General features: G+C 71.5%; 21 protein-coding genes. 2 read left to right on the top strand and 19 right to left on the bottom strand.

All coding sequences use genetic code 11. From position 1 onward, the window contains the following. Nucleotides 1–3 precede the first annotated feature (3 nt). From hemC to ACFQRI_RS09190, 4 genes are all read right to left on the bottom strand, one after another. Nucleotides 4–942, bottom strand: a complete 939-nt coding sequence (gene hemC, locus ACFQRI_RS09205) for a hydroxymethylbilane synthase (protein ID WP_380666620.1) — start codon at nucleotides 940–942, stop codon at nucleotides 4–6. After that, nucleotides 939–2,324, bottom strand: coding sequence for a glutamyl-tRNA reductase (locus ACFQRI_RS09200; RefSeq protein ID WP_380666618.1), 1,386 nt, complete (start codon nucleotides 2,322–2,324; stop codon nucleotides 939–941). The genes hemC and ACFQRI_RS09200 overlap by 4 nt, the downstream gene beginning before the upstream one ends. Then, complete coding sequence (locus ACFQRI_RS09195) at nucleotides 2,321–3,205, bottom strand: redox-sensing transcriptional repressor Rex (protein ID WP_380666616.1); 885 nt, start codon at nucleotides 3,203–3,205, stop codon at nucleotides 2,321–2,323. Before ACFQRI_RS09195 ends, ACFQRI_RS09200 begins: the two co-directional genes overlap by 4 nt. Nucleotides 3,206–3,504: 299 nt before the next feature. Continuing rightward, entirely contained in the window at nucleotides 3,505–3,723 is a 219-nt protein-coding gene (locus ACFQRI_RS09190) for a glutaredoxin family protein (RefSeq protein ID WP_380667310.1), read from the bottom strand. 398 nt (nucleotides 3,724–4,121) lie between these two features. On the opposite strand from ACFQRI_RS09190, the gene ACFQRI_RS09185 reads away from it, so the two are divergent. Beyond that, nucleotides 4,122–4,760: a sigma-70 family RNA polymerase sigma factor gene (locus ACFQRI_RS09185; protein WP_380666614.1), complete on the top strand. Its 639-nt coding sequence runs from the start codon at nucleotides 4,122–4,124 to the stop codon at nucleotides 4,758–4,760. A gap of 179 nt (nucleotides 4,761–4,939) precedes the next feature. After that, entirely contained in the window at nucleotides 4,940–5,821 is an 882-nt protein-coding gene (locus ACFQRI_RS09180; RefSeq protein WP_380666612.1) for an HAD family hydrolase, read from the top strand. 14 nt (nucleotides 5,822–5,835) lie between these two features. Here the strand turns inward: ACFQRI_RS09180 and ACFQRI_RS09175 are convergent, their stop codons facing one another. From ACFQRI_RS09175 to mshA, 15 genes are all read right to left on the bottom strand, one after another. Continuing rightward, nucleotides 5,836–6,249 (bottom strand): VOC family protein, encoded by a 414-nt coding sequence (locus tag ACFQRI_RS09175; protein WP_380666610.1) that lies wholly within the window; start codon nucleotides 6,247–6,249, stop codon nucleotides 5,836–5,838. A 209-nt stretch (nucleotides 6,250–6,458) separates the two neighbouring features. Next, nucleotides 6,459–7,373: a lysophospholipid acyltransferase family protein gene (locus ACFQRI_RS09170; protein ID WP_380666608.1), complete on the bottom strand. Its 915-nt coding sequence runs from the start codon at nucleotides 7,371–7,373 to the stop codon at nucleotides 6,459–6,461. A gap of 16 nt (nucleotides 7,374–7,389) precedes the next feature. Beyond that, nucleotides 7,390–8,424 (bottom strand): NAD-dependent epimerase/dehydratase family protein, encoded by a 1,035-nt coding sequence (locus ACFQRI_RS09165; RefSeq protein WP_380666606.1) that lies wholly within the window; start codon nucleotides 8,422–8,424, stop codon nucleotides 7,390–7,392. A gap of 246 nt (nucleotides 8,425–8,670) precedes the next feature. Continuing rightward, complete coding sequence (locus ACFQRI_RS09160; protein ID WP_010241351.1) at nucleotides 8,671–8,772, bottom strand: 30S ribosomal protein bS22; 102 nt, start codon at nucleotides 8,770–8,772, stop codon at nucleotides 8,671–8,673. Nucleotides 8,773–8,962: 190 nt separating this feature from the next. Next, on the bottom strand, nucleotides 8,963–9,187 hold the full coding sequence (locus tag ACFQRI_RS09155) for a helix-turn-helix domain-containing protein (protein ID WP_380666603.1): 225 nt from the start codon (nucleotides 9,185–9,187) through the stop codon (nucleotides 8,963–8,965). Nucleotides 9,188–9,368: 181 nt separating this feature from the next. Beyond that, entirely contained in the window at nucleotides 9,369–10,187 is an 819-nt protein-coding gene (gene proC, locus ACFQRI_RS09150; protein WP_380666601.1) for a pyrroline-5-carboxylate reductase, read from the bottom strand. A 52-nt stretch (nucleotides 10,188–10,239) separates the two neighbouring features. Then, nucleotides 10,240–11,019, bottom strand: a complete 780-nt coding sequence (locus ACFQRI_RS09145; protein WP_380666599.1) for a thioesterase family protein — start codon at nucleotides 11,017–11,019, stop codon at nucleotides 10,240–10,242. A gap of 140 nt (nucleotides 11,020–11,159) precedes the next feature. Next, nucleotides 11,160–12,044, bottom strand: a complete 885-nt coding sequence (locus tag ACFQRI_RS09140; protein WP_380666597.1) for a sugar phosphate isomerase/epimerase family protein — start codon at nucleotides 12,042–12,044, stop codon at nucleotides 11,160–11,162. Between the two features lie 103 nt (nucleotides 12,045–12,147). Further along, nucleotides 12,148–13,311 carry a hypothetical protein gene (locus ACFQRI_RS09135; protein WP_380666595.1) on the bottom strand — a complete coding sequence of 388 codons (1,164 nt, stop codon included), beginning with the start codon at nucleotides 13,309–13,311 and terminating at the stop codon, nucleotides 12,148–12,150. Continuing rightward, nucleotides 13,308–14,351 (bottom strand): Ppx/GppA family phosphatase, encoded by a 1,044-nt coding sequence (locus ACFQRI_RS09130; protein ID WP_380666593.1) that lies wholly within the window; start codon nucleotides 14,349–14,351, stop codon nucleotides 13,308–13,310. Before ACFQRI_RS09130 ends, ACFQRI_RS09135 begins: the two co-directional genes overlap by 4 nt. Nucleotides 14,352–14,482: 131 nt before the next feature. Then, nucleotides 14,483–15,163 carry a response regulator gene (locus tag ACFQRI_RS09125; RefSeq protein WP_380666591.1) on the bottom strand — a complete coding sequence of 227 codons (681 nt, stop codon included), beginning with the start codon at nucleotides 15,161–15,163 and terminating at the stop codon, nucleotides 14,483–14,485. Beyond that, on the bottom strand, nucleotides 15,160–16,392 hold the full coding sequence (locus ACFQRI_RS09120; protein ID WP_380666589.1) for a sensor histidine kinase: 1,233 nt from the start codon (nucleotides 16,390–16,392) through the stop codon (nucleotides 15,160–15,162). Before ACFQRI_RS09120 ends, ACFQRI_RS09125 begins: the two co-directional genes overlap by 4 nt. 251 nt (nucleotides 16,393–16,643) lie before the next feature. Further along, nucleotides 16,644–17,387, bottom strand: coding sequence for a phosphoglyceromutase (locus ACFQRI_RS09115; RefSeq protein WP_380666587.1), 744 nt, complete (start codon nucleotides 17,385–17,387; stop codon nucleotides 16,644–16,646). A gap of 766 nt (nucleotides 17,388–18,153) precedes the next feature. Continuing rightward, on the bottom strand, nucleotides 18,154–18,621 hold the full coding sequence (locus ACFQRI_RS09110) for a type III secretion system chaperone family protein (RefSeq protein WP_380667308.1): 468 nt from the start codon (nucleotides 18,619–18,621) through the stop codon (nucleotides 18,154–18,156). Nucleotides 18,622–18,635: 14 nt separating this feature from the next. After that, nucleotides 18,636–19,931, bottom strand: coding sequence for a D-inositol-3-phosphate glycosyltransferase (gene mshA / locus ACFQRI_RS09105; protein ID WP_380666585.1), 1,296 nt, complete (start codon nucleotides 19,929–19,931; stop codon nucleotides 18,636–18,638). Nucleotides 19,932–19,991 lie beyond the last annotated feature (60 nt).

Below are 19,991 nucleotides of genomic sequence, written 5' to 3'. Positions count from 1 at the left end.
CCATCAACTACTGCCCGGACCGCTGAGCAGGGCGGTCCTGGCTTCGAGCAGTTCGTCGGCCAGCTCTCGGCCGAGCTGCTCGGCGGCGGTCGTCTCACCAGTGGCGGAGGCGCGGACCATCTGGTCATCGTCGGTCGCGACAACTCCACGGAGGGAGAGGCGCAGCGCCACGCGCCCCTCCTCGTCGAGGTCCTCCACCACGTCGGCCAGCGCACCGACCGGTGCGTGGCATCCGGCTTCGAGCCGGGCCAGCACGGCGCGTTCGGCGGCCACCGCGGCGCGGCTGGCCTGATCGTCCAAAACGGACTGCAGCAAGTGCTCGGTGTCCACGTCATCGACGCGGCATTCCACTGCCAGCGCGCCCTGGGCGGGCGCGGGCAGCATCTGCAGTGGATCGAGCGTTTCCGTGATCACCTCGAGCCGGCCCACCCGGGCCAGCCCGGCGCGGGCGAGCACGACGGCGTCCAGCTCGCCGTCGGTCACCTTGCGCGTGCGGGTGTCCACATTGCCGCGGATGTCGCGCACTTCCAGACCCAGGCCCAGGGCCCGGAGCTGGCTGGCGCGGCGCGGCGAACCGGTGCCCACGACGGACCCCGGAGGTAGTTCACCGAGCGTCAGACCGTCCCGCGCCACCAGCACGTCCCTGGGGTCCTCCCGGACCGGGACGGCGGCCAGCGACAACCGGGGGTCCGGTTCGGTCGGCAGGTCCTTGTAGGAGTGCACGGCGACGTCGACCTCGTCGGCCGCCAGCGCCTCCCGCAAGGCGGAGGTGAAGACGCCCACGCCGATCTCGGCGATCGGCGCCATCGACTGGTCGCCGGGGGTCTTCACCGCGACCAGCTCGGTCGGATGACCGGCCTGCTCCAGCGCCTCGGCGACCCGGGAGCTCTGCGCCATGGCCAGCGCGCTTCCCCGGGTGCCGATCCGGAGGGTCTTGTTCAACGGTCCTCACCGTCCTGTTCTGCTCGTCCGCGCAGCAGCGCCTGGGCGACCGTGACCCCGCCGGGCACGTTCTCCTCGGCCAGCGGGGTGCCGATCACCGCAGCGGCCTGCGGGTCGAGCTCGAAGAGTTCGCGGAGCGCGTCGGCGTAGCCGGAGCCACCCGGCTGCGACGCGAGTTGCTTGACGCGCACGGTCGGCGCGTGCAGCAGCTTGTCCACCACGCGGCGCACCGTGCGGGTCAGCTCCTCGCGCGTCGACTCGTCGATGTCGGGCACGCGCGAGTCCAGCCGCAGCAGCTCGCTGTCGACGACCTCGGCGGCGCGCTTGCGCAGCGCGGTGACCGTCGGGGTCACCTCCGCCGAGCGCTGCGCGGCCAGGAAGCCGCGCACCTCCTCGGCGACGATCTCGCCCGCCCGCTCGGACTCGTTGCCGCCCCGCTTGGCCGACAGCCGCCGCTGCAGGCTCGCCAGGTCGACCACGGTCACGCCGGGCAGCTCGCCGACCTCGGCGGCGATGTCGCGGGGCAGGCCGAGGTCGCAGGCCAGCAGCGGCCGGTCGTCCCGGACCGTCAGCGCGGCCGCGACCACGTCCTCGGTGACCACCGCGCCGACCGCACCGGTGCAGGCCACCACCAGGTCGGCGGCGGCGACCGCGCCTGAGAGGTCGGACAGGTCGGCGGTGTCGGCGTCCACCCCGTCGGCGCGCAGCGACTCGGCGAGCCGCTCGCCGTTGGCCGCGGTGCGGTTGGCGATCACGATCCGGCCGATGCCCGCGCGCTTGAGCTGCGCGGCGGCCAGCCCGCCCATCGAACCGGCCCCGACCAGCAGCGCGTGCTTGCCCGCCAGGCCGTCCAGCGCGACCTCGGCGTCGGCCAGCGCCTCGGAGACCACCGAAGCGCCCTCGTCGTCGATGCCGGTCTCGGCGTGCACCCGCTTGCCGACGCGCAGCGCCTGCTGGGCGAGCTCGTGCAGCGTCTTGCCCACGGTGCCGCGCTCGTCGGCGCTGCCGTAGGCCTGGCGCAGCTGGCCGAGGATCTGGGCCTCGCCGACGACCATCGAGTCCAGCCCGGCCGAGACCGAGAACAGGTGCTCGACGGCGGCACCGGCGTAGTAGACGTAGAGGTGGTCGGCCAGCTCGGAGACCTCGGTTCCCGCGTGCCTGGCGAGCACCGCGGTGACGTCGTCCAGGCCGCCGTGGAAGGTCTCGGCCACCACGTAGATCTCCACGCGGTTGCAGGTCGAGATGACGAACGCCTCGGCGACGTGATCGCGCCCGAGCAGCTCGTCGAGGATCTTGCCGCTTTCCCCGCCGCTGATGGAGACTCGCTCCAGCACCCGGACCGGGGCGCTGTGGTGGGAAATCCCGACGGTGAGCAGGTTCACAGCCGTTCCACCATCCTGTTCGCCGATTCCGTCTCGTCGCCCGTCTGCTGACCGCCCCCGTCCGGGCCGCGGCCGTTGGGCCCCGGCGGGCCGACGTCCGCGCCGTCCACGTCCGGCGGTGCGGTCGCGTCCTGCTGCCTGCGGGCCACGTGGAACGACAGGATCTGCATCTCCACGGCCAGGTCCACCTTGCGCACCTCGACGCCGTCGGGGACCTGCAGCGCGACCGGGGCGAAGTTCAGGATGCACTGGACGCCGCCCGCGACCAAACGATCACAGATCTCCTGGGCGCCCTTGGCCGGGGTGGCGATCACGCCGATGGTGACCTCGCGGTCCGTGCAGACCTCGACGATGTCGTCGACGTGGCTGACCGGGATGCCGCCGACCGGCACGCCCACCAGGTCCTCGTCCAGGTCGAACAGGGCGGAGACCGGGAACCCGCGGCTGGGGAAGCCGCCGTAGTTGGCCAGCGCGTGGCCGAGGTTGCCGATGCCGACCACGGCGACGCTGTGCTTGCGGGTCAGGCCGAGCGTGCGCTCGATCTGGCCGATGAGGACCTCGACCTCGTAGCCGACGCCGCGGGTGCCGTAGGAGCCGATGTAGGACAGGTCCTTGCGCAGCTTCGCGGAGTTCACCCCCGCGGCGTTGGCCAGCTCCTCGCTGGAGACCGTGCTCACGCCCTGATCGGCCAGCGAGGTCAGCGCGCGCAGGTAGACCGCGAGCCGGGCCACCGCGGCCTCGGGGATGGCGCGAGCGCGATCGCGCGCCGCCGGCACCTCGATCGCCTGGTCGCCGCTGGGCGCCTCCGCTTCGGACGCAGCGCCCTGGCCGGCTGCCGCCTGCCCGTCTCCGTCCGGCACGTCCGCTCCGTGGGCCGTCACGCTGGATCTCCCTCGCCCTGCTCATCGGCTGTCGTGGTCGTCGTTCCCGTCATCGCGCAGGCGGGAGTCAGCGACACCGACCGGTTCACCCACCCGGCGGCGCGGATCATCCGATCCGCTGATCCATTCCGGGAATTCCGGCTGACCGGCCCCGCATACCGTAGCTATTTGTGAACGCATGCACAAAGTCGGCGGAGCCGGGCTGACCGAAGGAGCAAACCCTGCCGGACCATCATTGCCGATGGCCCCTTGAAGTGCCAAAACGCGTGGTCCAGGGCACGTGACGCAGCTCGCCCGGCTCAGCGGGCCAGCGCGGCGCGCAGCCGCTGCTCCTCGACGCGCCAGAAGCCGTGCTCGACTCCATCGATCAAGATCACCGGGACCTGGTCGCCGAACTCGGCGCGCAGCTCCGGATCGGTGTCGACGTCGGTCACCGACCAGGGCACGCCCAGCTCACCGCAGATGCGGCGCACGTCGGAGATCGCGTCCTCGCAGGCGTGACACCCCTCGCGGGACATCACCGTCACCTCGTGCACTTACTCGCTCCAGTAAATCGTCCTCGGCCGTCCTGGCATTCCAAGCTACCGAGCCCGCGCGACGGCGATCCCCCTGCTCACGTGTGGAAAATCACCGAGAGATGTGGATCTTGGGTGAGGTTCCCGACACGCAGCGCGACCACGTCGTCACCGCATTGACCTACCTACTTCCGAGTAACAACACGTATGCTTCAGCTCCAACGCCCGCTCCGGCGGGCATTGGCCAGGTCGAGTGAAGGCCCGATCGAGCGGTACCGGCGCCACCTGTTCGTTCGGATCGGCGCCGGATCAGGTGTCCCGACACCGCGACATGGTTGCCGCCCCGGTGCGTCCCCCCGGCACCGGTGCGGTCCGCCAACGAAGGCAGGAGGTCGCCGACGATGAGCAGCCCGAACACGCTCGCACCCCCCGCCCCCGAACCCGTGCACGCGGCAACGGCCGGTCCCCCGGCCGACGGTCCCGGCCTGCGGGACAACTGGGTCTACGTCGACGCCGCCCAGCGGGGCGACGCCGACGCCTTCGGCAGGCTCTACGACGAGTACTCGCAGACCGTCTACCGATACGTGCTCTTCCGGGTCAGCGACCACTGCCTGGCCGAGGACATCACCAGCGAGACGTTCCTGCGCGGACTGCGGCGGATCGCCTCGATCAGCTACCAGGGCCGCGACGTCGCCGCGTGGTTCATCACCATCGCCAAGAACCTGATCCTCGACCACATCAAGTCCAGCCGGAACCGGCTGGAGATCCCCACCTGCGAGATCACCGACCACGTGCCCGGCAAGGGCCCGCAGGTCGGGCCGGAGCAGCACGTGCTCACCCACGCGGTCAACGGCCAGCTCGCCGAGTGCATCCGCCAGCTCAACCCCGACCAGCGCGAGTGCATCCGGCTCCGCTTCCTGATGGACCTGTCGGTCACCGAGACCGCGGTCGCGATGGACCGCAACGAGGGCGCCGTCAAGGCGCTGCAGCACCGGGCGATCCGCAGGTTGGCCCAATTGTTGCCCGATGATCTCCGCTGAAGGTTGCCCGGTCCGGGCGAGGTGCGCAACTGTGACCATCGGGAGGTCTTAAGCTGGGGGCTGCTGAATCATCAGCCGTAACCAGCGACGACCCACACGCACATCACGACCGGAGGACCCCGGGAGGCGCGGCGGTGCCGACACGTCAGGGCTCAGCCGATGGCGCGGACCACAACGGCATGCGCACGTCAGAGCCGATCGACAGCGCGAAGGTGGCCGGACGCGCGTCCGCCGAAGCGGCGGTCGCGGCCGCCCCGGGACCGGACGGCTCGCTGGCCACCCCGCCGGATCTCACCGCCGCCGCGTTCTTCGACGTCGACAACACGATGATGATGGGAGCCTCGCTGTTCCACTTCGCGCGCGGGCTCGCCGCGCGCAAGTTCTTCACCGCCGCCGACCTGGCGGGCTTCGCCTGGCAGCAGATGAAGTTCCGGCTGGGCGGCCAGGAGAACGCCGAGGACATCCAGGCCAGCCGCGAGCTGGCGCTGTCGTTCGTGGCCGGGCGCAAGGTCTCCGAGCTCGTCGAGCTCAGCGAGGAGATCTACGACGAGCTGATGGCCGACCGGATCTGGGCGGGCACCCGCGCGCTGGCGCAGATGCACCTCGACGCGGGGCAGCGCGTCTGGCTGGTCACCGCCACCCCGGTGGAGCTCGCGCAGATCATCGCGCGGCGGCTCGGCCTGACCGGGGCGCTGGGGACGGTCGCCGAGCACGCCGATGGCTCCTACACCGGCCGGCTGATGGGCGAGATGCTGCACGGGCGCGCCAAGGCGCACGCGGTGCGGGCGCTGGCCGCCAGCGAGGGCCTCGACCTGCGCCGCTGCACCGCCTACTCGGACTCGGCCAACGACATCCCGATGCTCTCCGCGGTGGGCACCGCGGTGGCGGTGAACCCGGACCAGCGGCTGCGCGACATCGCCCGCGCCAGGGACTGGGAGGTCCGCGACTTCCGCACCGGCCGCAAGGCCGCCCGGATCGGGTTCAACTCCGCGCTCGGCGCCTCGGCCGTGGCGGGCGCGGTGGCCGCAGGCATGGCCTACCGGCGCCGCGACCGCAGCTGACCGGTCGAGCCCGGTCAGACGCCGGAGATGTCGATCATCCAGCTGATGCCGTGCTTGTCGGTGAGCATGCCGAACTCGTCGCCCCACATCTGCTTCTCCATCGGCACCTGGACCTGGCCGCCCTCGGCGAGGGCGGACCAGTAGCCGCGCAGGGCCTCGGCGTCCTCGGCCTCGCCGCTGATGCTGATCGCGAAGTTGGTGCCCGGGCGGAACTCGGTCTCCGGTGGCGCGTCCGAAGCCATCAGGGCGAAGCCGCGATCGGTGGTGAGCATTGCGTGCATGATCTTCTCGGCCAGCGGGCCCGACACGTCACCGGCCTCGCCGTAGGTGTTGAGCTCCAGCTCGCCGCCCAGGACCGAGCGGTAGAACTCCATCGCCTGCTTCGCGTCGCCTGCGAAGCTGAGGTACGGGTTGAGCTTGGCGGTCATCGCGGACTCCTTCGCGCACGAGTCACCGGGTCGACGGGATCGGGCTGGTGCGGTGTCATCCCCGACCACCGCACCAGCCCGCGGGACGCCGGCGGAGGACGTCGCGGCGATCACCCGCGGACCGGCGTCCGATCCATCCTCCGCTCGCGCGCCGGGTTCCCGCACGCTCGACGGGCCCGCATCATCACACCGGGTGGCCCCGGTCGGCCTCACCCCAGGAAGACGTTGGTCCGCTGGGCGAGCAGCCGGTAGAGCGCCTGCTGGATGTTCTCCCGGACCTGGTCGGAGAGGCTGAACACGACCATCGGGTCGTCCGCGGCGCCCTCCGGGTAGCCGGAGGTCTCGATCGGCTCGCCGAACTCGATGTACCACTTCGACGGCAGCGGGACCGCGCCCAGCGGCCCGAAGTGCGGGAACAGCGGCGTCACCGGGAAGTACGGCAGCCCGAGCAACCGGGCCAGCGGCTTGATGTCGGCCAGCTTCGGGTAGATCTCCTCGGCCCCGACGATCGCGCACGGCACGATCGGCGCACCGGTGCGCAGCGCGGCCGAGACGAACCCGCCGCGGCCGAAGCGCTGCAGCTTGTAGCGGTCCTTGAACGGCTTGCCGATGCCCTTGAAGCCCTCCGGCCAGACCGCGGCCACCTCGCCGTTGTTCAGCAACCGCTCGGCGTCCGGGTTGCAGGCCAGGGTGTGCCCGGCCTTGCGCACCAGCGGGCCGAGCATCGGCATCCGGAACACCAGGTCGGCGGCCAGCATCCGCAGGTGCCGGTTGGCCGGGTGGTCGTCGTGCAGCGCGACGGTCGTCATCAGCGCGTCCCACGGCAGCGTTCCGGAGTGGTTGGCCACCACCAGCGCTCCGCTGTCGCCGGGGACGTTGTGCACCCCGGAGGTCTCCACCCGGAACCACTTCTCGTAGAAGGGGCGCACCATGCGCAGGAAGACCTCGTCGGTCAGCTCCTCGTCGAAGCCGAACTCGTCGACCTGGTAGTCGCCGAGCAACCGCCTGCGCGCGAAGGCGAGCACGTCGACGACCGCGTCCTCCCAGCCGGGCTCGTCGGCGCCCGGCCGCGCGGTCTCCTCGCGGTCCTCCGCTCGCAGCGGGATCACCTGCGCGTCCGCCATCGCACCGTCCGTTCCTTCACCGCGGCCTCGACAGTAGGTCTCCGGCGCGTCGTTCCAGCGCCATGATGCTCTCCGGGTCGACCACCGGGCGCAGGCCGCGGCCGGCGACGTAGTCGTCGAAGGCCTGCTGGGTCGTCCAGCGCGGGGTGAACCCGAAGCTCTCGCGGAGCCGGGTGGTGTCCAGCACCCGGCCGAAGTTGAGGAAGCGCAGCTGCTCCGGGGAGAAGTCCACCAGCCGCGCGCCGCGGAACAGCCGCGTCATGGGCCCCAGCGTCGGGCTGGGCAGCGGCATCGCGACCCGCCCGGCGCGCCGGATCGCCTGGGAGAGCATCAGCACCCCGTCGCCCGCGACGTTGAACACGCCGGGCTTGTCCGTCGTCGTGGCGCGCTCCAGCACCGCCAGCGCGTCCTCGGAGTGCAGCATCTGCAGGCGGGCGTCGAAGCCGAGCGCGGTGGGCACCACCGGCATCGCGAAGTAGCGGGTCAGCACCGCGTCGATGCGCGGGCCGATCAGGTTGGAGAACCGCAGCGTCGTGACGTCCACGTCCGGCCTGCGCCTGCCGAAGCCGCGCACGTAGCCCTCGATGTCCACCGCGTCCTTGGCGTAGCCGGAGGAGGGCAGGTCCTTGGGCTCGAACTCCTCGCTGAACACCGCCGGGTCCCGCGAGCTGGAGCCGTAGACCGCGCAGGTGGAGCGCACCACGACCTTGCGCACCAGCGGCGACTGCTGGCAGGCCGCCAGCAGCTGCATGGTGCCGATGACGTTCATCTCCTTGAGCGTGGCGCGACCGGCCGGCCCGGTGTGGGTGTTGATCGCCGCGTGCACCACCGTGTCCACGCCGGCGTTGCTGATGACCTTGCTGATCAGCGGGTTGCGGATGTCGGCGCGGACGAACTCGGTGCGCCCCATCCGGCGCAGCAGATCGCGCCCGGGCTGCACGGTGTCGACGCCCAGCACGCGCTCGACGGAGGGGTTGGCGGCCAGCCGGGCGGCCAGGTGCCCGCCCAGGAACCTGCTCACGCCGGTGACCAGCACGACCTTGGGTGCCAATCTGCCTCCCCCGCTCTCGGCGCCTGGGCCGCTTGCGATGCTACCGCCGAACCCGCCGGTCACCGGGCTGATCACGGGTTACCGGAACGGGTCCACCCGGTGTCGGGGGTGAACGCGGCGAGCTCGTTCCCAGTGAACAACGCGCGATCGGTCGGGCACGCTCCGGGGTCGGTCACGCACCGGGGTGGTTCGCGGAACAAAAAACCGCCGCCGACTCGAAGGGTCGGCGGCGGTCATCGCAAGGACTCACTTGCCCAACTTGCGACGCTGGACGCGCGTCTTGCGGAGCAGCTTGCGGTGCTTCTTCTTGGACATGCGCTTGCGGCGCTTCTTGATGACCGAGCCCATGCGGACTCCTTCACTCTTGACGGCGGTTCGAACGTCTTCCGTGCCGACGCAGCCGCTGGGGCGCACCAGGCACGACCATCTCAAAACTTTACCCGCCCTGGTCCGAGCACTACCGCCGTGGTCCGCAAAGCGCGCCGCGAGCCGCCCCCGAGCGGTGGTCCGATCGATCGGGGGAGCTCCCGGGCCGGGATCATCCGGCGTCGTGGTAGGCGTGCTGCAAGTAGTTGTGCACGTCCTTCTCGGCAACGCGGAACGACCGCCCCACGCGGGCGGCGGGCAGCTCGCCGGCGTGCACCAACCGGTAGACCGTCATCTTCGACACGCGCATCAGCTTGGCCACCTCGGCGACGGTGAGAAACCGCACCTGACCCATGTTCTGAGGTGCCGGTTGGCCGGGTTCGGAGTTCGCAGACATGCTTCACCGTGCCCTTCAGCACGTTCGCCCCCGGCGGCTTCCCCATCCGCCGGAAACCTCACGCACGTGCTCTGAAAAGAGTAACGGGACACACGATGATTTTTGAGTTGACTTCCGGCCCCGGAGTCCCACCAGCCCCAGAAGAGGGCACGTGAACTGGGGAAATGCGAATTCGGTCGAGTCAGTCCTCGTCGATCTCGTGAGCCTTGCCGAGCTCGACCGAGCGGTCCCTGGCGGCCTCGATGGCGTCGATGAGCGCCGCGCGCACGCCGTGCTTCTCCAGCTCGCGCAGACCGGAGATGGTGGTGCCCGCCGGGGAGGTGACGGCCTCCCGCAGCATCACCGGGTGCCCGCCGCCCTCGCGCAGCATCGCCGCGGCCCCGACCGCGGACTGCACGATCAGGTCTGCGGCCTTGTCCCGCGGGATGCCCAGCAGGATCCCGGCGTCGATCATGGCCTCGACCAGGAAGTAGAAGTAGGCGGGGCCGGAGCCGGACAGCGCGGTGACCGCGTCCTGCTGGCCCTCCGGGACCCTGGCGACCTTCCCGACGCTGCTCAGCAGCTCCTCGACCAGGTCCAGGTGGTGCGCCTCGGCGTGCGCGCCGCCGGAGATGGCGCTCATGGCCTCGCCGACCAGCATCGGGGTGTTCGGCATGACCCGGACGACCGCGGTGCCCTCGGGCAGCCTGCGCTCGTACAGCTTGGTGGGCAGGCCCGCGCACAGCGAGACGACCAGCTTGCCGCCGGGGATCTTCGGCGCGATCTCGTCCAGCAGCGGTTCGATGTCCTGCGGCTTGACCGCGACCACGAGCACGTCCGCGCGCTGCACCGCCGCGGCGACCTCGACGTGCTCGATCCCGTAGGTCTTGGCCAGCTCCTCGGCGCGGGTCGGGAAGCGCTCGGTGAACATCAGCTCGGCCGGCGCCCGACCCGCCTTGAGCAGGCCCGAGAGCAGGGCCTCTCCCATCTTCCCGGCACCCAGCACGGCGATGTTCGTCATGCGCTCAAGGGTGCCAGAACACGGTGCGTAGGCGTCCGGGCGCTGCTCGCCCTCACGGCGAGAGCGCGAGCTGGCGCGCTTGGCAGATGACCCGCCCGACGGAGTCGACGACCAGCACGTCCTCGTCGAACCACGGTCCGTGCACCGCGCGGCAGTCCACCGCCAGGCGCAGCCAGCCGTTGGCCGGGTGGGCCCGCAGCAGGGCGGTGAGCTGGACCGTCGGCGCCCAGCCGAACCGGCCCATGTTCATCGTCACCGGCAGCGCCAGATCGCCGGCGACCAGTCCGAACAGCAGGTCCGGCCTGCTGTCCCTCGGCTTGGCCCACATCCGGTAGCGCGGTTCACCGGTGCCGCCGTTGATGAACGCGGCGGTCCGGGCGTCCATCCGCAGGTCGCACGCCCTGGTGAGGTCGGCGAACTTCGGCCAGGCGCTCAGGTCGATCGCGTCGGCCGGCGGGTTGACCGGGATGTCCGGCACGTCGGACCACTCCGGTTCGGCGGCGGGCATCGTGCCCGCGGTCAGCGTGGCGTCCACGCACACCTGCCCGCGCTGCTCCAGCACGGCGCGCAGCACCGCGACGGTCCGGCCCCGCTTGAGCTCGGCGACCCGGATCAGCACCGGGCCCACCCGCGGCGGCCGCAGGTACTGCGCGCTCACCCCCAGCGGTTCCAGGCCGTCGTCGCAGGCCGCCTGGGTGAGCAGGGCCAGCAGGTAGCCCCCGTGCGGGTTCTCGCCGACGGCCCACTCCGGTCGCAGGTGCGCGGCGTACGCGCCGTCGCCGAGCGGGCGGACGGCGGTCACCGCGGAGAACGGATCCAGCACCTCGGTCACGCGAGAACCACCCCTCGGACGCCCGCGGCGCACATCAAGATCATTAGTCCATTCTAGTGATCCCCGCAGAAGTTGATCATGGGAGGTGCCTCCCCGGCGTTCCGCGCCGTCCGGCGGACCCGACGCCGAAAACCGCCGACTCAGGACGAGATTCGCAACTGGCCGCCACCCGCGAGGTGGTGCCGGGTGAAGCTCAGCGCCTCGCCCAGCAGGTGGGCGCGCTGACCGGGCGTGCGCGCCTTGCGCGTGTTGACCTCCAGGACCACCGAACCCGAGTAGCCCTCGGCGCCCAGCGCCGCGCAGACCTCGGCGCACGGCTGGTTCCCCTGACCGGGCAGCAGGTGCTCGTCGCGGGACGCGCCGGTGCCGTCGGCCAGGTGCACGTGGGCCAACCCGCCCCGCATGCGCTCCAGCAGCTCGACCGGGTCGGTTTGCGCGGCGGCCGCGTGCGAGATGTCCAGGGTGTAGTTGCGGTACCCCACCTCGGTGGGGTCCGGCGAGGGCTTGAACGCCGACAGGCCGTTGGAGCGCGGCCCGGACCGACCGCCGCGCAACTTGTTGATCGAGCTCGGCGGGCGCAACGGGAACATGTTCTCCACCGCGACGGCGATCCCGCTGGTCTCCTCCAGCTCGTCGACCAGCTCCGAGAAGCCGTCGGCGTAGCGGCGCTGCCAGCGGAACGGCGGGTGCACGACCACCGTGGAGGCGCCGAGCTCGCTGGCGGCCACCACGGCCTTGCGCAACCGCTCCTCGGGCTCCGGCGACCAGACCCGCTGGGTGATCAGCAGGCAGGGCGCGTGCACCGCCAGGATCGGCACGTCGTGGCGCTCGGAGAGCCGCTGCAGCGCGCCGACGTCCTGGCTGACCGCGTCCGCCCAGACCATCACCTCGACCCCGTCGAATCCCAGCTCAGCGGCCATCTCGAAGGCAGCGCGGGCGGGCTGCGGCCACACCGATGCGCTGGACAGCCCCACCGGGATCCGCTCGGCGGCGTCCTGGTCGGGAGGAGGCGGTTGTTCTGTCATCGCCTGCCCAGGATGGACCACGCCCCGGTAGCCGCTGCGCGGCGGTCGGCCCGCGCGCCGCGTGTCGCGCGGGATTCAGCTGTCCGAGCCACGCCGGGACCCTTCAATGGCCGATCAGCAGCAGCACCGCGGGCGAGACCGTGCAGAACAGCCCGACCAGCACCGAAAGCAGGATGGTCTGCAGATCGTTGGTGCGGAAGAACTTCCAGGCGACGAGCACCAGCAAGCCGGTGAACACCAGCGCGGCGGCGAAGGCGGCGATGGTCGCGTTGATCCACAGCCAGCGGAAGCCGACCCACACCAGCCCGCCGCCGACCAGCCCGCAGATGCCCTGCAGGGCGACCGTGCCCCACTCCTTGCCCGGGGAGACGGGCGCGTCCGGTTCCGCGGCCTGGTCCGCGTCGAGCCCGGCCGGGGCGCTGCGGTCGTAGTCGTCGTCCTCGGCGTAGTCGTCGGCGTAGTCCTGCCCGCCGAGCTCCTCGTAGCCGCCGGAGTGCTCCTCGGCGTAACCCCCGGACGGGTAGTCGCGGGCGAGGCTGTCGTCGAAGTCGTACGGGTCGTCGGCGACCGGTTGCTGCGGGTACCCGGCCGGCTCCGGCAGCCGGGGGATCTGCTGGGTCGCGTTCTCCGGGGGCTGCGCGGGCGCCGCGGGCAGCGGCGGCGCGGCAGGCGGCGGTGGCTGCACCGGCTGCTGCTTGACCGTGGCCTCGGCGTCGACGACCGGCGCCGAGGGGGATGCCGGCGGGGCCTTCTTGGTCCCGAAGCGGCGCGCCCAGTAGCCACCGCCCTGCTTCTCGGCTGGCGGCTGCGGCGCGGCCGGGGCCTGGGCCGCCGGCGCCTGCGCCGGTGCCTGCGCCGGCTCGGGTGCCGAGGGCACCTGCTGAGTTTGCTGGGCCGGCGCGGCCGGTGGCTGCGGGGCGGGCGGCTGCTGCGCGGCGGCCGGTGGCTGGGCCGGTGCTTGAGCCGGGGGTTGGGCGGCCGGAGGCTGCGCGGCAGGCGGCTGGGCGGGGGCCTGCTGCGCGGACGGCTGCTGGCCCTGCTTGCGGCTCGCCGGCGGCTCGGCGTCCGGGTCGACCGGGCGCATCTTGCCGCTGTCCGACAGCACCCGCTCGATGATCGCCTGGGGCGCGGTCTCGGTCGGGTCCTCGGCTCGTCTGCGCCTGCGCCGGGAGCTCTGCTGCTGCGAGCCCTTGTCGCCGCCGTACTCGGCCAGCAGCTCAGCAACCGTGCGCTGGGTGGGCTGATCAGCCCCGCTGTCCCGACTCATCGCTCCCACCGTGCCCCGTGCTGCGTCCGCAGTCCAGCATCCTCCGCCGGCCCCGCCACGAGAGGCCGCTCGTGACCCAACGTCGCGCGGGCCTGCAACGCAGTGTGACTGTCGCCGTTGGTGTGGTCCAGCCGCCGCAGGATCACGCCCTCCCGCAGCGCCCAGGGGCAGATGTCGAGCTCCTTGACGCCCAGCGCCTTCATCGCGGCCTCGGCGACCAGCGCGCCGCCCACCAGCTGGTGCGCCCTGGCGGAGCTGACGCCGTCGAGCTCGGAGAGATCGTTCGCCGACATCCGGGTGATGAAGGCCAGCAGCTGCTTGAGGCCGGTCTCGGTGAGCGCGCGCTGCGCTCGCGGACCGGCCGAGGCCGGGGCGGCACCGGTCAACCGGGCGAGCGAGCGGAAGGTCTTGGAGGTGGCCACCACGCGGTCCGGCTTGGTGAGCTTCTTGAACCGCTTGGCCGTCGGGGCGAGCTGACCGGCCAGCCACTCCCGCGCGTCCTTGATCTCGTCGCGGGTGGGCGGGTCGTTCGGCATCGCCCGGCCGACCCGGCCCGCGCCCAGCGGCACCGAGGTGGCGATGTCCGGCTGCTCGTCGATGCCCTGCGCGAGCTCCAGCGAGCCCCCGCCGATGTCGAGCAGCAGCAGGTTGCCCGCGGACCAACCGTACCAGCGGCGGGCGGCCAGGAAGGTGAACCGGGCCTCGTCCTCGCCCGGCAGCACCACCAGCTCTATCCCGGTCTCGGCCCGCACCCGGTCGAGGGCTTCGGCGGCGTTCTCCGCGTCGCGGATCGCCGAGGTGGCGAAGCTCATCAGCTCGTCGCAGCCCGCCGCCACCGCGGCCTTCTGCGCCTCCGAGATGGTGCGGACGAGCTCGTCCTCGTCCTCCTCGGCGAGCCTGCCGCCGTTGGCGCCGATCCGCTCGGCCAGCCGCAGCACTGTCTTGTCCGATGTCATCGGGGTCGGATGGGCACCATGGTGCGCGTCCACCACGAGCAGGTGGACGGTGTTGGATCCGACGTCGAGCACCCCTAGGCGCATGACCGACAAGTTACCGGCCGCGCACACCCGCTGGAGGCGGGTGGGCGGCAAAAGACCGCCGGAACCGCTCGGAACCCCGGCGCGACCAGGTCCTGCCGCGCCGGGGTGGGACCGATCACGTGTCGCTCGATTCAGGCCTCGAACTTGTAGCCGAGACCACGCACGGTGATCAAGTACTTCGGTTCGGCCGGGTCCGGTTCGAGCTTGGAGCGCAGCCGCTTGACGTGCACGTCCAGGGTCTTGGTGTCCCCGACGTAGTCGGCGCCCCACACCCGATCGATGAGCTGCCCGCGGGTGAGCACCCGGCCGACGTTGCGCAGCAGGTACTCCAGCAGGTCGAACTCCTTGAGCGGCAGGCTGATGTCCTCGCCGTCGACGGTCACCACGTGCCGCTCGATGTCCATCCGCACCGGCCCGGCGGCCAGCGCCTGCGGCTGCAGCTCCTCGGCCTCGCCGCGGCGGCGCAGCACCGCGCGCACCCGGGCGATGAGCTCCCGCGCCGAGTACGGCTTGGTGACGTAGTCGTCGGCGCCCAGCTCAAGGCCCACGACCTTGTCGATCTCGCTGTCGCGGGCGGTCACCATGATCACCGGCACCGCGGACCGCTGCCGCAGCTGCTTGCACACGTCGGTACCGCTCATCCCGGGCAGCATCAGGTCCAGCAGCACGATGTCGGCGCCGTTGCGGTCGAACTCGTCCAACGCCTCCGAGCCGTCGGTGGCCACCGCGGCCGTGAAGCCCTCCTTGCGGAGCATGTACGCGAGCGGGTCGGCGAAGGACTCCTCGTCCTCCACGATCAACACCCTGGTCACCGGACTCCTCCCGTTTCGACGGTTGTCACGCCGTCCGCACTTTCGGTGTTGGACGCGGCGTCCTGGTCGGCCGCCGCCTCCGGCTCGGCGACGAGGTCCTCGTCCTCGCCGGCACTGCGCCTGGGCACGTGCAACGTGAAGGTGGAACCGGTGCCCGGGCGGCTCCAGAGCTTGACCTCGCCGCCGTGGTTGGCCGCGACGTGCTTGACGATCGCCAGCCCCAGCCCGGTCCCCCCGGTGGCGCGCGAGCGGGCGGGATCCACCCGGAAGAATCGTTCGAAGACCCGTTCGTGGTGCTCGGGATCGATGCCGATGCCACGATCGGTGACCGAGATCTCCACGTAGTCGCCGTTCAGGCGACGGCTGATGGACACCGAGCTGTTCTGCGGCGAGTAGGAGATCGCGTTGTTGATCAGATTGCTCAGCGCCGTGACCAGCAGCGCCCGGTCGCCCTCCAGCAGCTGGCCGGACGGTTCGTCCACGGTGATCTCGATGCTCGCCGACTCGGCGGTGATGCGGCAGCGGCCGAGCGCCTCGGAGACCACCTCGTCGACCGCGACGGTGGTCAGCTCGGGAAGCCGCTCGGCGCCCTGCAGCCGGGAGAGCGCGATCAGCTCGGAGACCAGCGTCCCCAGCCGGGTGGACTCGTGCAGGATCTTGTCGGCGAACCGGCGCACCTCGTCGGCGTCGTCCGCGGTGTCGATGACCGCCTCGGCCAGCAGCGCGAGCGCGCCGACCGGGGTCTTGAGCTCGTGGCTGACGTTGGCGACGAAGTCGCGCCGGGTGGCCTCCAGGCGCACCGAGTCGGACTGGTCGGCGGCGTCGACCACCACGAAGCCGTCGCCCAGCGGGCGGACCACGCCGTGCACCGCCGCGGGCCCGCGACCGCGCAACGTCACCCGGCCGTCCATCGGGCAGAGGTCGACCTCCAGCTGCTCGCCGGAGGCCAGGGCGCGCTCGGCGGCCTCGATGGCGCGCGGATCGGCCCGGTGCTGGCGGACCACCCCGAGCTCATCGGCGCGCGGGTTGTGCAGCACGACGTCGCCGAAGCGGTTGAGCAGCACGACGCCGTTGGCGCTGGTGTGCACCTGTCGTTGGAGGAGTTCGGCGACGGTCGGCCCCTTGGGCTTGCTCCTCCCGCGGCTCGCGGCCCGGGGAAGCAAGAATCCGCCGACCGCGCCCAGCAGGAGCGCGGCGATGATCAGGGCGGTGATGCCCAATGCGGTCACGGGTTCATCGTAAGCAAGCCCGGGTGGGCAACGGCCAGCCCACGAGGGCATTCCGTGACGCCCGTGACACGAAAAGGGCCCTTCTTCACCTCCGGTTCACCCCATGATCGGAGGTGGTTCAACTCGCGCAGGCCGACCGGTAGCGCTCCGTTCGCCGCTCGGGCGAATCCTCGCCATCCCTCACCCGCGTGAGCGATAGATGGAGGGCACCTCCCCGTCGGAGGTGCCCTCCATCGCCCGGTGACGTGCGCTCAGCGGCCCTGGTTGGCCACCGCGGCCGCGGCCTGCTCGGCGGCCTGCGGGTCGAGGTAGGTGCCGCCCGGGTTGGTGGGCTTGAAGTCCGCGTCGAGGTCGTAGCGCAGCGGGATGCCGGTGGGGATGTTCAGCCCCGCGATGTCGTCGTCCGAGATGCCGTCGAGGTGCTTGACCAGCGCGCGCAGCGAGTTGCCGTGCGCGGCGACCAGGACGGTGCGGCCGGCCTCCAGGTCCGGCACGATCGCCGACTCCCAGTAGGGCAGCAGCCGGGCGACCACGTCCTTGAGGCACTCGGTGCGCGGCAGGTCCGAGCCCAGGTCGGCGTAGCGCGGGTCGGCGTCCTGGCTGAACTCGTCGCCGAGCTCGATCTCCGGCGGCGGCGTGTCGTAGGAGCGGCGCCAGAGCATGAACTGCTCCTCGCCGTAGGCCTCCAGGGTCTGCTTCTTGTTCTTGCCCTGCAGCGCCCCGTAGTGGCGCTCGTTGAGGCGCCAGTCGCGGCGCACCGGGATCCAGTGCCGGTCGGCCCCGTCGAGGGCGATGTTCGCGGTGGAGATCGCGCGCCGCAGCAGCGAGGTGTGCAGCACGTCGGGCAGCGCGCCCGCCTCGCGGAGCAGCTCACCGCCGCGCTGGGCCTCGCGCTCGCCCTTCTCCGACAGCGGAACGTCCACCCAGCCGGTGAACAGGTTCTCGGCGTTCCACGTGCTCTCACCGTGCCGCAGCAGCACCAGAGTCGAAGTCATGCGTCCAGGCTATAGAGGGCCCGCCGTCGGCACGCCCCCGGAGGCCCGCCGCCGATAGTTTCGAAGCGCGGGCAATTCGCGTCCTCACCCTTTCCGGCAACGGCCTCCCCGACGGGGGCGAGGGCTCTGCGCGGGGAGTGCTCAGCGCGGATGCGGCTTTCACTCGACGGTTATGTGATCAACACAGCGCCGTGACACGAAAGTGGCGATACTCACTTTCGAAGGAGAATTGAAGGGCAACGCGTTCCCCTGCGTGAACGTTTTTGCCTAACATCACACTAATGGAGCAATGTGGCGGCCTTGTGGCGGCTACGTAACTCTGCGAAGTTGACAGCGCTCTCCTTGATCGGCTCCCACGCACTCCCCGATCTCGCGAGAGCGCGAGCGCGGTTCAGCTCCCCCAACGAACCGCGCCCCGCCGGGCCCCGGGTGCCCCCGCCCACCGGCCCGTCAGGCGGGACCACCGTGTGTGGGGCGGCTCGAGCTCGTGACTCCCCCTCTCTCCCGAGCCGCCCCCACGCGCTCTTCAGGTGCGGGTCCCCGGCGGTGCCGGTAGCGGAACCTCAGCGCCTCTCCGGCTCCGGGAGCCGCTCCTTGGGTATGCCGATGCGCGGCGTCGCGGCTGTCCTCGCCGGAGAAGCGCTGAGAGACCGCGCGCGGTGCCGGTTGCTCGGGTGGGAGGAACGGCTTCGCCGTTGCCTGGCGTTGGGGGCTTGACCGCTTCAGCTTCGGCTTCTCCGAAACTCCTGCGTTCCTTTTTCGGAGTTCAGTCCTCGCGGTCGATGAGGGATTTGAAGGGTTGGAGGTTGGCGAGGGATTCGCCTCGGGATTCGCGCCAGGCCCACTCGCGGCGGATGGCGGTTGCGAAGCCCAGCTCCAGGAGGGTGTTGAAGTCCCCGTCGGCGGCTTCCAGGACCTGGCCGAGGACCCGGTCCAGCTCGTCCTCGGTGATCGCGTGGTGCGGGAGGCGGCCGACCAGGTAGATGTCGCCGTTGCCGTCGATCGTGTAGTGCACGCCGTAGAGCTTGGCGTTGCGCCGCAGCAGGAAGCGGTAGACGTCCTCGTGGGACTCGTCGACCTGGCGGCACACGAAGGCCTCGACCAGCAGGGCGTGCTCGGCGACGATCAACCAGCAGTTGGTCTGCAGCTTCTTGGTCCCCGGCAGGGTCACGAAGAACCTGCCGTCGCCCTTGTCCTGGTGATCGAGCTCGTTGGCCGCCAGTGCCGACCGGATGACCTGCTCCAAGCTCACGCCGTGACCTCCTCGGTGCGCAGCCGCGCGTTGAACATCAGTTTCGCCCGCGCGTAGGCGTCCAGCAGCATTTCGGTGGTGCGCGCCCAGGAGAACCGCGCCGCGTGCCCGGCCGCGTTGGACGCCAGCCGCTCCCGCAGGCCGGGGTCGCGCACCAGCGCGTCCAGCGCGTCGGCCCACTGCCCGGTCCGGTGCCCGTCGACCAGCAGCCCGGACATGTCGTGCGAGACCGCCACCGGCAGCCCGCCGACCGAGGCGGCCACCACCGGCGTCCCGCAGGCCTGCGCCTCCAGCGCCACCAGCCCGAAGGACTCGTTGTAGCTGGGCACCGCGACCACGTCCGCGGCCCGGTAGACCTGCGCCAGCTCCGCGCCGCCCCGCGGCGGCAGGAAGCGCACCACGTCGTCGATGCCCAAGCTCGTCGCCAGCTGCTGCAGCGCCTCCGGCCGCTCCAGCCCGCTGCCCGAAGGACCGCCGACGACCAGCACGACGAGCCTGCTGCGCAGCTCGGGCTTGCGCCGCAGCAGCTCCGCGGCGGCACGCAGCAGCACGTCCGGGGCCTTCAGCGGCTGGATGCGGCCCACGAAGGCCAGCACCAGGGCATCGGCGGGCACGTCCAACCGGGCCCGGGCGGTCCGCGTGTCGCCGGGGGTGAACACGTCCAGGTCCACGCCGGGCGGGATGGTGGCCACCTGCTCCGGGTCGGCGTCGTAGCGCTGGACCAGGTCGTCGGCCTCGAACGCGGTGTTGGCCACCAGCATGTCCGCCTCGCCGACGACCTGCTCCTCGCCGAGCACACGCACCCGCGGTTCCGGCGAGTCGCCCTCGGCGAGGTTGGCGTTCTTCACCTTGGCCAGGGTGTGCGCGGTGTGCACCAGCGGCACTCCCCAGCGCTCCCTGGCCAGCCAGCCCACCTGCCCGGACAACCAGTAGTGCGAGTGCACGAGGTCGTAGTGGCCGGGCTCGTGCCGCGCCTCCACTCGCAGCGCGCCCGCGGCGAACGCGCACAGCTGCGAGGGCAGCTCGTTCTTGTCCAGGCCCTCGAACGGCCCCGCGACGACGTTGCGGACCAGCACGCCCGGCGCGAGCTCGGCGATCGGCGGCACGTCGGAGGAGGTCGCCCTGGTGAAGATCTCGACCTCGGTGCCCATCTCGGCCAGCCTGCGGGCGGTCTGGGCGATGTAGACGTTCATCCCCCCGGCGTCACCGGTGCCGGGCTGCTCCAGCGGGGAGGTGTGCAACGAGAGGACGGCGGCGCGGCGCGGCCGCATGCGTAACGTTCTGGAGGTCATCTGCTGCCCATCGCAAGCCCGTCGGCCCGAACCCTTCGGACGCCTTCCATGCCGACACCG

Source organism: Saccharopolyspora griseoalba (assembly GCF_042665275.1).
In the GTDB taxonomy this organism is placed as follows: domain Bacteria; phylum Actinomycetota; class Actinomycetes; order Mycobacteriales; family Pseudonocardiaceae; genus Saccharopolyspora; species Saccharopolyspora griseoalba.
The sequence above is the reverse complement of the archived record's forward strand: the minus strand, read 5'-3'. Positions and strand labels throughout refer to the sequence as shown.

Excerpts from the sequence above, each read along its gene's own strand:
- ACFQRI_RS09190 (WP_380667310.1), bottom strand. The coding sequence starts at position 3,723 with ATGTCCCGCGAGGGGTGTCACGCCTGCGAGGACGCGATCTCCGACGTG.
- ACFQRI_RS09185 (WP_380666614.1), top strand. The coding sequence starts at position 4,122 with ATGAGCAGCCCGAACACGCTCGCACCCCCCGCCCCCGAACCCGTGCAC.
- ACFQRI_RS09180 (WP_380666612.1), top strand. The coding sequence starts at position 4,940 with ATGCGCACGTCAGAGCCGATCGACAGCGCGAAGGTGGCCGGACGCGCG.
- ACFQRI_RS09175 (WP_380666610.1), bottom strand. The coding sequence starts at position 6,249 with ATGACCGCCAAGCTCAACCCGTACCTCAGCTTCGCAGGCGACGCGAAG.
- ACFQRI_RS09170 (WP_380666608.1), bottom strand. The coding sequence starts at position 7,373 with ATGGCGGACGCGCAGGTGATCCCGCTGCGAGCGGAGGACCGCGAGGAG.
- ACFQRI_RS09160 (WP_010241351.1), bottom strand. The coding sequence starts at position 8,772 with ATGGGCTCGGTCATCAAGAAGCGCCGCAAGCGCATGTCCAAGAAGAAG.
- ACFQRI_RS09155 (WP_380666603.1), bottom strand. The coding sequence starts at position 9,187 with ATGTCTGCGAACTCCGAACCCGGCCAACCGGCACCTCAGAACATGGGT.
- proC (WP_380666601.1), bottom strand. The coding sequence starts at position 10,187 with ATGACGAACATCGCCGTGCTGGGTGCCGGGAAGATGGGAGAGGCCCTG.
- ACFQRI_RS09140 (WP_380666597.1), bottom strand. The coding sequence starts at position 12,044 with ATGACAGAACAACCGCCTCCTCCCGACCAGGACGCCGCCGAGCGGATC.
- ACFQRI_RS09135 (WP_380666595.1), bottom strand. The coding sequence starts at position 13,311 with ATGAGTCGGGACAGCGGGGCTGATCAGCCCACCCAGCGCACGGTTGCT.
- ACFQRI_RS09130 (WP_380666593.1), bottom strand. The coding sequence starts at position 14,351 with ATGCGCCTAGGGGTGCTCGACGTCGGATCCAACACCGTCCACCTGCTC.
- ACFQRI_RS09115 (WP_380666587.1), bottom strand. The coding sequence starts at position 17,387 with ATGACTTCGACTCTGGTGCTGCTGCGGCACGGTGAGAGCACGTGGAAC.
- mshA (WP_380666585.1), bottom strand. The coding sequence starts at position 19,931 with ATGACCTCCAGAACGTTACGCATGCGGCCGCGCCGCGCCGCCGTCCTC.